Raw genomic sequence first — 12,478 nt, forward strand, 5'->3', positions numbered from 1 at the left:
AATCGTTCAGTTATTCCGCTTGTCACTCTTTTTTGTTCTCTTTTAACAGTGAATATTTAGGGCTTAACAGCGGTTAACGGCAACGACTGCCAAATTAGCATTTGTGTACGATTACTGTCTGTTAAAAGACTGACAGATAGACGAAATAAAAACGCACCGTCCGTTTGCCTGTAACAGATGATGCGTTGAGGGCAAACAGACCGTGCGTTTACCTCAAACGTACGGTCTGTTTTAAAGTTGTATGCTATATCCTAATAATTAAGGTAATCAATGTCCATATGGTAGCTCCACTGCGGAAAATAAAGGTTTCCGCCTTCCCACTCTACCTCACCGCGCTGGAAGTCCACCGTTTCGCTACGCGGATATTTCTTTTCGGGTACCAACGGCATACCGTAATCGGTATTCACAATCATACGCCAGGAATCGATGCCGCCCATGAAGAAATACCCTTCATCGGCATTACGGGCGAAAGCCGGTATTCCGAACGATTGGTCGACAGGCACCCACCCTACACCCTCAAAATACACTTCCGCCCAATCGTGCAGGTTCCAAGCACGGGGATGCATCATGAAACCGCTCTGGAAATGCGCAGGAATACCGCTGATGCGGCATAAGGTAATGAATAAAAGGCTGACCTGACCGCAGTCGCCGTGACGGTTGTCCAATACATATTCCGGAATATTCTCAATCGTGGAATATTCGCGGGCGGACGCCCAGGGGAAGTTATCGTTGACCCAGCGGAAAATACGCTTCGCCTTTAAATAAGGATTGTTTTCGCCTGCTGTCAATTTGGCAGCCAGCTCACGCAGACGCGGAGAGAAAATGATATGCTTCTCCCGCTCGGCGGTATATTCCTTATAAAGAGTGGTAGCCGTATCATAGGGCTGGACATCTTCCGCACGCAGATTATGCCATTCTCCGCAAGACGTATATTCAAACGTCTCGGAGAATACGGTAGGCTCACCTTTCACCGCGCGCTTCTCCATATAGAGCGTACTGTGCCGGCAGTCTTGCGGAGAAAAGACATACTCCGGCTCGCTGGCAGAAATAAATTTCACGTCCGTCTGCCGGGACTGGTCTTTACGGGGATAAGGCAGCCAGCAGCGAATCATCTTTCCCGCAGGAACAGCATTGGTGTCTACCGTCAGCGTATAAGTGACGCGCATCCGTTTAGGAGCGACTATCGCTTTCTTGTCCTTCTTCACGGCGGCAATGATTTCCGGAAGGTTCTCCTTGTTCACCTGTTCGCTCCCGCTCAATGCAGTACCTTCTTTGGCTGTTTTTATATCATAACAGGCCGAATCCACACGAAACAGATTAGGCCCGGCATTACGGAAATAGCGTTTTTCATCATCCAAGGTCATGCACTCCAAAGCATTGGACGCTTCCCACCGGCGCATTTGTTCGTCCGTCACATCAGGAATATACTTTTCGATATAGTCTTTCACCTGGGCTTCCGTCAAACAGAAATCCGTAAGCAGGCGTTGGTGTAAATCATCGTCCCAACTATATGGTTTGCTTTCAGGCTTCGTGCCGCAAGCGGAAGCAAGAACAAACAGGAATACGGTATATACTAATTTCCTCATGGAGAGATTTATAATTTAGGATTTATCATGCATTTAAAGTTTCACGACTCCGATACCCGGCAAATCCGGCAGCGTAATCTTTCCCTTCACAACTTCCATACCCTTGAAGCGGTCGTTGGCTATCAACAAACTGCCGTCCAAATCGGCAAAGTCCACCGCCGGAGAGAATTGCGAGGCCGCGGAAATGGCGCACGAAGTTTCGGTCATACAACCCACCATGACTTTCATGCCCAAAGCACGCGCCAGCGTCACCATTTTCCATGCCTCACGCATACCTGTACACTTCATCAGTTTGATATTGATACCGGTAAAGGCGTCTTTCAGCCCTACTATATCCTTCAAACGTTGAATGGACTCGTCCGCGAATATCGGCAACGGGCTTTGTCCGGTTACCCACGCGATATCATCCAATTGTTCTTTAGGCATGGGCTGCTCTATCATCACAATGCCTTTCTCTTTCAGCCAGTGAATCATATCAAGCGCATAATATTTGTCTTTCCAGCCCTGATTGGCGTCAACGGCGATGGGAAGAGCCGTCACCGAACGGATGGTCTCAATCATCTCCTTATCGTTATCACGTCCCAGCTTCACTTTCAGAATATTGAACTGCTCGGCGCACTCTTTTGTCTTTTCACGTACCACATCGGGCGTATCGATACCGATGGTAAATGTGGTGGAAGGTGCTTTCTCCTTATCCAATCCCCAGATTTTATACCAGGGAGCCTGCAACAATTTACCCACCAAATCATGCAAAGCGATATCCACCGCGGTTTTAGCCGCCGCATCGCCGGCAGAGAGACTGTCTATATAGCTTAGAATATCCTCCAGCCGGAAAGGATCGGAAAACTGTCCGATAACACCCTGTACTTTCTTCAGAAAAGCCAGCACGCTATCCATCGTACCCAATTCGTGTTGCAGATAGGGCGGCATGGACGCTTCGCCATAGCCGACGATGCCGTCATACTCTATTTCGACCTGCACATCGGGAGTAGTGGTGCGCGAATAAGTAGCCACCGTAAACACATGGCGCAACTTCAATTCATACGGAAAGAAACGCAGCTTCATTTTAGGCGTAATGCCACTCTTCTTATTGATATTGAACAAAGCGGGCATTGCACCTTCACCTGCCAATACGCTATTGATAGCCATGCCCGAGCCTAATGCGGCAAAGGCGGCGGTCTTTAAAAAGTCTCTTCTGTTTTGCATGTCATTTATAGTATTCGTTAGTTTCCGTCGTATTTAATCCCGCTTCCTTATTTATATAAGGTAACACGCGCGTAGCAAACAGCAACCGTCCGAGATTGTACTCATCAAACAATTCGTCCGCCGGGTCGAAGCTGCTGATATGCACATCACCCTGTGAATGAATAAAACGCTTGCCGCCGATATACATACCCACATGCACGACACGTTCTTTACGTTCCGGGGTTGCTTTGCGGCCGAAGAATATCAAATCACCCGGCTGCAGGTTGGAGAAATCGGATGCAATGTCTATATGCTCGCCCACATAAGCCTGCTGGGAAGCATCACGTGGAATAATGATGTCGTGCATGAAAAGTATGGTACGCATGAAACCGCTGCAATCCACACCTTTCGATGAAGTTCCCGCCCAAAGATAAGGTATTCCCATCATCGTGTGCGCCGTACGAATAATATCGGCCGCATCCTGCTTCAAGCCGGAACGCCATTTCTTCTCAGGCATGGCTATGGATTTGGAGATGTAACCCTGACGGCCGTCGGGATAGGTCACTTTGTAGAAGGCTCCTTTGCTCCCTTCCCATTTCAAACGGTTACCTGCCGCAACGTCCGAAATCGTCTGTGAGGTCTGGTCCGGTTCGGAATATACAAAACCGTAATGAGCCGTCACTACAATCTTTTCCGCGCTGTTCCATGCAGCCATTTCTTCTTTTGTCACGGGATGTACACCTACGCGGTGCACCCAGGCGATATAATCGTCGGGAGTTTGAATACGTATCCAGCCGTCGCGCTGCAACACACGCACGGGCATTCCCATCAAGCCCTGCGTCATCATTTCCGATGAGAAATCCGGGGATACGCGCAGGTTTGCCACAGAGACATTGATAATGCCGTACGTTTTGCCTTCCAAATCCTTCCCATCGGGAAGCACTTTGAGACAATCCATTACGGTATATCCTTTTTTTGCCAGTTCTTTCAGCAAAACAGTCTTTGCCTCCGCCGAGGTAGTAACACCGCGCAACATCACATTTTTACCGGAAAAAGAATAATCTATTTCCAACAACGCCACACGCTTATCCGGTGCGAACTGTTTTTTCAAACTATCGGTGAGTTGCGCTACCTCTGCCGGTATATCACGGTCGCCGGATTCCGAAGCGGCTGCGCAAAGAGTTATCAAGAGAAATACTGCTAAGAATGAGGCAAACTTTTTCATGGGCTATATGCATTTGGGAGTTATTAATGTTAGCAAAGCTAACAATTTATTCCGAAAGAGATACATATTTTCAGCGTTTTTAAGAATTTACGCAAATAAAAGGCCGATAACAAACAAATCGCCAATCACTGACCGCCAATCACCAAAAAATTCCTATCTTTGCGGAACAAAGCAGTTGGTCGGTTTGTCGCTTGCGCCCTGTGCGTATGAGGAAAGTCCGGGCAACACAGAGCATCCTACTTCCTAACAGAAAGCTGTCCGCGAGGGTAGAGTAACGTAGAAGAAAATAACCGCCATGCTCTTCCTGAGTATGGTAAGGGTGAGAAGGTGGGGTAAGAGCCTACCGGCCTTGTGGTGACACAAGGGCTGTACGTCTTGGGAGTTGTAAGGTCATGTAAACCGACGCTATGAGAGCTGCTCGCTCCATGTCGGAGGGTAGACCGCTAAAGCCGGTATGGCAACATACGGCTCAGATAAATGACAGACACTTCTTGAATGAAGAAGGAAGAATGAGGAATGAAGAATTCCGAAAACGACCTCTTCCGGAACAGAAGAACAGAACCCGGCTTACAGACCGACTGCTTTTTTAAATTAAAAATTAAAAGTTGAGAATTGGGAAATACAGGCCTTTCGGCCTACTGTCATTTTTCAATTCTCAATTCTCAATTTTCACTTTAGCATGAACAAGCGTATCGCCACCCTTTGGAAGTTCCTGACATACGACATCTGGCGTATTACGGAAGATGAAGTCACCAAAACGACTTTTTCCTTATATAATATCATCAAAACCATTTATCTCTGCATCAACCGCTTCACCAAAGACAGGCTTGTGAACAAGGCGTCCGCGCTGACATACAGTACCTTGCTGGCTATCGTACCCATTTTGGCTATTGTGTTTGCCATCGCACGCGGGTTCGGTTTCGACAATCTGATGGAGAGCCAAATCGTCAAAGGTTTCGGCGGTCCGTCGGAAACGACGGAGGTTATTTTCCAATTCGTCAATTCCTATTTGTCGCAAACCAAGAGCGGCATATTCATCGGGGTGGGTTTAATCATGTTATTGTGGACGGTGCTCAACCTGATTAACAATATGGAGATTACTTTCAACCGCATCTGGCAGGTAAAGAAAGCGAGGAGCATGTACCGCAAAATCACGGACTACTTCTCCATGCTTCTGCTGATACCGATTCTGCTGGTAGTTTCCGGCGGTCTTTCCATATTCATGAGTACCATGCTGAAGAATGTGGCTGACTTCACCCTGCTCGCCCCCATCGGTAAGTTCTTAGTCCGCCTCATACCTTTCGTTTTGACATGGTTCATGTTTACGGCACTGTACGTCTTCATGCCTAATACAAAAGTGAAATTCAAACACGCGCTGATTTCGGGAATTTTGGCAGGTACGGCACATCAGGCCTTTCAGTTCCTTTATATCAGCAGCCAGTTGTGGGTATCCCGCTACAATGCTATTTACGGCAGCTTTGCGGCGCTCCCCATGTTTCTGCTGTGGTTGCAAATATCCTGGACCATCTGCCTCTTCGGAGCGGAACTGACGTATGCCGGACAGAACATACGGAACTTTAGTTTCGATAAGGACGCGCGCAATATCAGCCGCCGTTACCGCGATTTTATCTCCATCCTCATCATGTCTCTTGTAGCCAAGCGTTTCGAAAAGAATGAACCGCCCTACACTGCCGAAGACATATCCGAGGAGTGCCAGATTCCCATACGCCTGACCAACCAGACCCTGTATGAGTTACAGGAAATCAATCTGCTGCACGAAGTAGTGACCGATACCAAAAGCCAGGACATCGCTTACCAGCCCTCTATGGACATCAACAAGCTAAACGTCGCTTTCCTGCTGGACAAACTGGACACCCACGGTTCCGAGGACTTCAAGATAGATAAGGATAAAGAATTCCACGGGCAGTGGGAAACACTGATGAAAGCACGGGAAGAGTACTACAAAAGCGCAAGTAAAGTGTTGCTGAAAGACTTATAGCGATGCCATTAATAATGGTTGTACGAAACAACCTTATCTTTGGATTTTCTTGATTTCTTCCGTTTATCTTTCGCCGGATAACCTATCGTTATGTCAAGCAACAGACGCTTATTGGCGGGAATGCCCGTAAGCTTCTTAATCTCCTTTTCATCGAACCAGCCCAAGATACACGAACCCAGCCCCTCGCTCTCGGCAGCCAGCGTGATATGGGCGGTAGCAATACCGATATCTATCAGGGGGAAATACTTGTCCTTAATCTTAGCGCCCAAGAAAGAAGTGATATTCATCGATTCTTCCACAACCAGAATATGTATCGGAGCGTCTTTGGCAAACTTATTCATCCCCAACCCGGCAGTAGCCTTACCCACTTTTACCGACAGCTCCGGGTCTGTGATTACCACAAAACGCCACGGCTGGGCATTGCAAGCCGAAGGCGACAGCCGGGCCGCTTCCAAAATACGTTCCAACTTCTCCGGCTCTACCGCACGGGACATATCATAAGCCCGGTCGCTTTGGCGTGAAGCGACCAATTGCAAGAAATCATTCATAATGAGTTATGAGTTATAAGCTATAAGTTATGAGTCATGAGTGGTAAATGCCTGTGCTTATAAAAAGAAAGCACCCGCGAATTATAACTTATAACTCATAACTTATAATTCTATTTATATTGTATCATTCTACTGATATACTTACCGATAATATCGAACTCGAGATTCACTACGCTACCCACCTTGAAAGTATGGAAATTGGTATGTTCGAAAGTATAAGGAATAATGGCTACCTGGAACGTGTTATCCGTAGGATTGCATACAGTCAGGCTGACGCCATTTACGGTAACGGAACCCTTATCTACGGTGATATAACCGCGCTTTGCCATTTCCTTATCAAACTCATACCGGAACGTAAAGTAATAACTGCCCTCGGCATCCTTTATATCCACGCAAGTTGCCGTCTGGTCTACGTGTCCCTGTACAATATGTCCGTCCAGGCGGCCGTTCATCATCATGCTGCGTTCTACATTCACCTCATCGCCTACACTTAACAAGCCGAGATTGGAACGGTCTAAAGTTTCCTTCATCGCCGTCACCGTATAGGTATCATCCGTCATGCTGACCACCGTAAGGCATACGCCATTATGGGATACACTCTGGTCTATTTTTAATTCATTCACGAACGAACACTTGAAAGTAAAGTGTACATTTTCTTGGTCTTTCACCATAGCCACCAGCGTGGCGCATTCTTCTACTATTCCGGAAAACATAAGCCTATACATTTTTAAGTTAGATACTATCCTTATCATGGATGCGGCAAAGATACAAAAAGGGTCTCATATAGAAATGAAAAAAAGGAAGCTTTTCACAAAGCCTCCTTTTTCAGTTTTCAATAGGTATTAGTTTTTTTTTAAGGTAAAAAGATTGTTTTCAGGATAACGTTGCAAATATAGCCGCTTTTCAGGATACCAACCAAATTAAAAAACATGTCTTATAACATCTTTTCCTTGATTCTTTTGATTTTATTATCATTTCAAAGCACTTTTCTACATCTGCAATCGTTTTCAATGGACAAATATAGGGTTATTTTCCATTAAACACTAAAAATATCCTAAAAAGTTATCTATTTCTTATCATTCGGATAGTGTTCGTCTGTACGTCCGCTATGTTTTAACACTTTGGCGTCGATAAAGAACACGATTTCCTCGGCGATATTCGTAATGTGGTCACCGGAACGTTCCAGTTTACGGAACACACTGACCAGATTCAGACAGGAGAGCGCACTTTCGGGGTGCTTGCTGATATAGTCGGAAAGCACGGCAGTGGCGTTCGCGTTGATTTCGTCCAGCAGATTATCTTTGGCAAACACCGCGGTCGCCATCTCCTGACTCTCTTCCTGGAGAGCTTTTTTGGCAAGCTCCAGCATAGACAACACCTGGTTTATCATCTCTTCCAAGCGCAGCCCTTTTACCAGCTCGTTGTCCAAAACAGGTTCCTTGCAGTTTATGGCAAAGCGGGCTATCCCCTCGGCAAAGTCGCCCAAACGTTCCAGGTTCGTATTGATTTTGAGCATGGCAAGTACAAAGCGCAAGTCGATGGCGACAGGATTATAGAGGGCTATAATATCTTCTATATCACTGTCTATTTTGAGTTCAAAGGCGTTGACACGACGTTCGCGCACCAATACCTGCTGTGCCAGTTCGCGGTCTAAAGTCAGTACGGCTTCTCCTGCGCGGTCAAGCTGGTTATACACTAAAGTCCACATTTCGTCTATTTCTTTTTTCAGCAAGACGAGCTCTGATTCGATAAACTTTACCATAATGTTTCTTCTATTTCAAAATTATCAATTCCATAATCATATCACTTGTTTCAACGCATGACACTGTTCGTACCAAAGGGCGGTACCATCCGTACCAACGCATGAAACTTCCCGTACCAAAGCGTGGTACCGCTCGTACCAAGGCGTGAAACTGCTTGTACCACGGCATGGTACCGTGCCTGCCAAAGCACGGAACAGTCCGTTACCCGAAGCGTCCCGTTATATAGTTCTGCGTCTCTACCTTATCGGGATTAGTGAAAATCTTTTTGGTATCGCCGAACTCCACCATCTCACCCATATAAAAGAAAGCCGTACTATCGCTTACGCGGGCAGCCTGCTGCATATTATGGGTAACGATTACAATGGTGTATTGCTTCTTCAATTCGTGTATAAGCTCCTCTACCTTAGCCGTGGAAATGGGGTCGAGGGCAGACGCCGGCTCATCCATCAACAGGACGGACGGAGATACCGCCATGGCACGGGCTATGCAAAGGCGCTGCTGCTGTCCGCCGGAAAGGGCGTAGGCAGATACCTTGAGCTTGTCTTTCACCTCATCCCATAGTGCCGCCCCTTTCAGGGTCTCCTCTACCCGCCGGCGGATAAAAGCATTGTCGGTAACGCCGTTTACACGCAATCCGTAGGCCACATTCTCAAAAATGCTTTTCGGAAAGGGATTGGGACGCTGGAATACCATACCTACATTTTTGCGAAGTTCGTCCACCTGCACACCTTTCTTATATATGTCCTGACCGTCGATAAGAATCTCACCGGTCAGGCGGGTGTCGGGTATCAAATCGTTCATACGGTTCAGCAAGCGGAGAAAAGTGGACTTACCGCAACCGGAAGGTCCGATGAAAGCCACAACCGACTTCTCCGCGATATCCATGCTGATACCTTTCAAGGCATGGAAGTCGCCATACCAGAAATTTACATCACGCGTTTCTATTTTATTCATCATGCCGTTCATGATTTTATTGATTTAGTTCATTTTGATTTTCTTCTCGAAATATTTCCGCAGAGCATTGGCCAGCAGATTTACCAGAAGGATTATCAGTATCAAGACCAAAGCCGTTCCATAGGCAATAGGCAACTGGGCTTCCATATCCGTACCGCTGGTGGAGATGACGTACAGATGATAGGGCAACGCCATGCACTGGTCGAAAATACTGCCGGGCAATTGCGGCAGGAAATAGGCTGCGCACGTAAAGAGAATAGGTGCCGTCTCTCCGGATACACGCCCCAGAGCAAGAATCAGGCCGGTGATGATGTTGGGCATTCCCATCGGCAGAATCACATGCCAGATTGTTTGCAGCTTGGTGGCTCCCAAAGCGCGACTGCCCTCACGCAGGCTGTCAGGTATCGCCTTCAAAGCCTCTTCGGTAGTGCGAATCACCAAAGGCAGGCTCAACAGTCCCAAGGTAAGCGAACCCGCCAGGATGCTGTCGCCAAAGTCCATATAGTTGACAAACAATGCCATGCCGAAAAGTCCGAACACGATGGAAGGTATGCCGCTCAGGTTGTTCGTCATCATACGGATGAAACGCACAATCCAGCCCTTAGGCGCATATTCGTTCATATAGATGCCGCTCATCACCCCCACCGGGAAAGCGAACAACGCGCTACCTGTCATCAGGCAAAAAGTACCGACGATGGCAGGCAGAATACCGCCGGATGTCATGCCGTCTGTCGGGGCGCCCGTCAAGAACTCCCAGTCGATGACTCCTATACCTTTGTATATGATAAAACCGAGAATGGCAAAGAGGATGCCTACCACACTCAGACTAAGCAAACGGAACAGTCCGAACGCGATGTTTTGCGAAAGATGTTTTCTACTGATCATATCCTTTTACTTTCTTTTGCCCGAAGATACAGCTTCTACCGTGAAGTTTATCAACAAGCTGATAAAAAACAATACGACTCCCAAGAGGAACAATGCCTCGTAATGCGCGCCACCCGCCGGCGCTTCGCCCAGTTCGGCGGCAATTGTGGCGGGAATCGTGCGCAAAGGTTCCAAAATGCTATGGGGAATTACGGCAGCGTTTCCCGTCACCATCAGTACCGCCATCGTTTCGCCGACAGCACGGCCGATACCCAGAACAACCCCGGACGTAATGCCTGATATGGAATAAGGTATCACCACCTTATATATGGTCTGCCACTGTGAAGCGCCAAGCGCCAGACTGGCTTCGCGCATGGCCCGCGGACAGTTGCGCATGGCATCCTCCGTCACCGTGATAATGGTAGGCAACGCCATGATGGCGAGCACGATACTTCCTGCCAGTCCGCTCTCGCCGACAGGCAAATCGAACACTCTTTGCAGCAAAGGCACTATCACAATCAACCCGAAGAAACCGTAAACAACGGAAGGAATACCGCTCAGCAGTTCTATCACCGGCTTCATCAGATTCCGTATCTTATGGTCAGCCACCTCGGACATATAAACGGCCACCGCCAGTCCGAACGGCAAGGCTATGAGAATGGCGAAAAGGCTTACCCACAACGTACCCGTTATCAACGGTAAGAAGCCGAACTGAGGAGCAGGTGTAGCCGTAGGAAACCACTCGGCTCCCGCAAAGACGTCTTTCAGCGAAATGGTGTTGTCCCGCAGCAAATGAACGGAGTCGGGACGGACAATGAACTGCCTCGGCACAAAAGCCACGATGCCCGGCGTGCGTTCCACCAAGTCCGTGATGCATGCGCCTGCATTTTCGTAAGATGCTCCCAACTGTTCTTCCGTATAATACCGTGTAACATCTTCCAAACGAAAAAGCCGGATAGGGAGATTCTCCCCACCGACTTCCCGCCAATTTGTTATCTCTTCATCGAAAACATCCTTTATCTGTACCGGAGTAAGTTCACTTACCTTATTGTCCTTTTTTAACGCCAAGACATACCCCTCTTCGATTACCCGGCTATGGAACAGCCCCACCGCTTCGGAAAAGAGGAATAAGACGATAAGCACAATAGTAAGACTTGTTACAAAGCCGCTACAAGCCAATATGCCCTCTATAATTTTCTCAAAAACTTTTTTCATATTGCCTACTTTTTTCTGTGCGCAAAGAAACGGGGTAGATATTAAGGCAGTGTGACTATCGTTTGAAAGAAATGTTTCAAACATATTACAAATTTGTTACAATAAACACAGACCCGCCGTATGTAACAACTTTGTAACATGCGTTGTTTTAATTTGCAGCGAAATAAAAACAGCGGGAACATACCTCCATACACTATTGTTGTTTAAGTATCGTCCCAAAAACATTAGAATATGATGAAGCATTTATTTCTGACCATCTTCGCATTGGCATTTGCCGCTACCGACATTCAGGCGCAGCGCATCAAAGGCAGCGACACCGTTCTGCCCATCGCACAGCAAACCGCCGAACGCTTTATGACCTTGAATCCCAATGCCCGCGTCACCGTCACCGGAGGCGGAAGCGGGGTAGGCATTTCCGCCTTGCTGGATGAAACGACCGACATCGCAATGGCTTCCAGAGGCATCAAATTCAGCGAGAAGATGAAAGCGAAAGCAGCCGGAGAGGAACTGGAAGAAATACCGGTAGCCTATGATGCGCTGGCCGTTGTCGTACACCCGTCCAATCCCGTAAAGCAGCTCACCCGCCGACAGTTGGAAGATATCTTCCGCGGTAAAATCACCAATTGGAAGCAAGTAGGCGGAGACGACCGCAAAATAGTGGTCTACTCGCGTGAGACCTCTTCCGGCACATACGAATTCTTTAAAGAAAGCGTACTGAAAAATAAGAATTACATGAGTAGCAGCCTTTCCATGCCCGCCACCGGAGCCATCATACAATCCGTCAGCCAAACGCGCGGAGCCATCGGCTATGTGGGTCTTGCCTATGTATCGCCCCGCATCAAGACCCTTGCCGTATCTTACGACGACAAGCACTTTGCCGCTCCCACCCTGGAAAACGCCATCAACAAAACTTATCCCATCGTACGCCCGCTATATTATTATTACAATAAGAAAAGTGCCGGCCTTGTAGACCCGCTGTTACAGTTCGTATTGTCACCCGCCGGCCAAGAAATCATTAAAAAGAGCGGATACATTCCTATAAACGAAGAATGAAAAATGAATAATGCAGAATGAAAAACGAAGAATGAGGAGCGAGAAATTCTTCATTCTTCATTCTTCATTCTTCATTATTTTGCGCT

General features: G+C 47.5%; 11 protein-coding genes and 1 other RNA gene. 3 read left to right on the forward strand and 9 right to left on the reverse strand.

From position 1 onward, the window contains the following. Positions 1-251: 251 nt before the first annotated feature. From BHV73_RS09240 to BHV73_RS09250, 3 genes are read right to left on the reverse strand one after another with little or no spacing between them, the layout of a single operon-like run. On the reverse strand, positions 252-1,586 hold the full coding sequence (locus BHV73_RS09240) for a transglutaminase-like domain-containing protein (RefSeq protein ID WP_286738039.1): 1,335 nt from the start codon (positions 1,584-1,586) through the stop codon (positions 252-254). A gap of 33 nt (positions 1,587-1,619) precedes the next feature. After that, positions 1,620-2,792: a dipeptide epimerase gene (locus tag BHV73_RS09245; RefSeq protein WP_286738041.1), complete on the reverse strand. Its 1,173-nt coding sequence runs from the start codon at positions 2,790-2,792 to the stop codon at positions 1,620-1,622. A 1-nt stretch (position 2,793) separates the two neighbouring features. Next, on the reverse strand, positions 2,794-3,996 hold the full coding sequence (locus tag BHV73_RS09250; protein ID WP_195501396.1) for a C40 family peptidase: 1,203 nt from the start codon (positions 3,994-3,996) through the stop codon (positions 2,794-2,796). 171 nt (positions 3,997-4,167) lie between these two features. Between BHV73_RS09250 and rnpB the strand changes: the two genes are divergently transcribed. Together rnpB and BHV73_RS09260 are read left to right on the forward strand one after the other, a co-directional pair. After that, positions 4,168-4,582, forward strand: an RNA gene (gene rnpB, locus BHV73_RS09255) — RNase P RNA component class A. A gap of 93 nt (positions 4,583-4,675) precedes the next feature. Further along, positions 4,676-5,995, forward strand: coding sequence for a YihY/virulence factor BrkB family protein (locus BHV73_RS09260; protein WP_009121689.1), 1,320 nt, complete (start codon positions 4,676-4,678; stop codon positions 5,993-5,995). 8 nt (positions 5,996-6,003) lie between these two features. Here the strand turns inward: BHV73_RS09260 and BHV73_RS09265 are convergent, their stop codons facing one another. From BHV73_RS09265 to pstC, 6 genes are all read right to left on the reverse strand, one after another. Beyond that, positions 6,004-6,543, reverse strand: a complete 540-nt coding sequence (locus BHV73_RS09265; protein ID WP_087426498.1) for a nitroreductase family protein — start codon at positions 6,541-6,543, stop codon at positions 6,004-6,006. A gap of 110 nt (positions 6,544-6,653) precedes the next feature. Further along, the gene (locus tag BHV73_RS09270; protein ID WP_118467331.1) at positions 6,654-7,256 is read right to left on the reverse strand and encodes a riboflavin synthase; all 603 of its coding nucleotides are present in this window, start codon (positions 7,254-7,256) and stop codon (positions 6,654-6,656) included. Between the two features lie 353 nt (positions 7,257-7,609). Further along, the gene (gene phoU / locus BHV73_RS09275; protein ID WP_009121686.1) at positions 7,610-8,305 is read right to left on the reverse strand and encodes a phosphate signaling complex protein PhoU; all 696 of its coding nucleotides are present in this window, start codon (positions 8,303-8,305) and stop codon (positions 7,610-7,612) included. 202 nt (positions 8,306-8,507) lie between these two features. Continuing rightward, on the reverse strand, positions 8,508-9,263 hold the full coding sequence (gene pstB, locus BHV73_RS09280; RefSeq protein ID WP_022218378.1) for a phosphate ABC transporter ATP-binding protein PstB: 756 nt from the start codon (positions 9,261-9,263) through the stop codon (positions 8,508-8,510). 21 nt (positions 9,264-9,284) lie between these two features. Further along, positions 9,285-10,145, reverse strand: a complete 861-nt coding sequence (gene pstA / locus BHV73_RS09285; RefSeq protein WP_022218379.1) for a phosphate ABC transporter permease PstA — start codon at positions 10,143-10,145, stop codon at positions 9,285-9,287. A 6-nt stretch (positions 10,146-10,151) separates the two neighbouring features. Then, entirely contained in the window at positions 10,152-11,339 is a 1,188-nt protein-coding gene (gene pstC, locus BHV73_RS09290) for a phosphate ABC transporter permease subunit PstC (protein WP_286738047.1), read from the reverse strand. A 231-nt stretch (positions 11,340-11,570) separates the two neighbouring features. Between pstC and BHV73_RS09295 the strand changes: the two genes are divergently transcribed. Further along, positions 11,571-12,392 carry a PstS family phosphate ABC transporter substrate-binding protein gene (locus BHV73_RS09295; RefSeq protein ID WP_087412432.1) on the forward strand — a complete coding sequence of 274 codons (822 nt, stop codon included), beginning with the start codon at positions 11,571-11,573 and terminating at the stop codon, positions 12,390-12,392. Positions 12,393-12,478: the final 86 nt, after the last annotated feature.

The organism is Bacteroides sp. 44_46 (assembly GCF_001915465.1).
GTDB classification, from domain to species: Bacteria; Bacteroidota; Bacteroidia; order Bacteroidales; family Bacteroidaceae; genus Bacteroides; species Bacteroides clarus.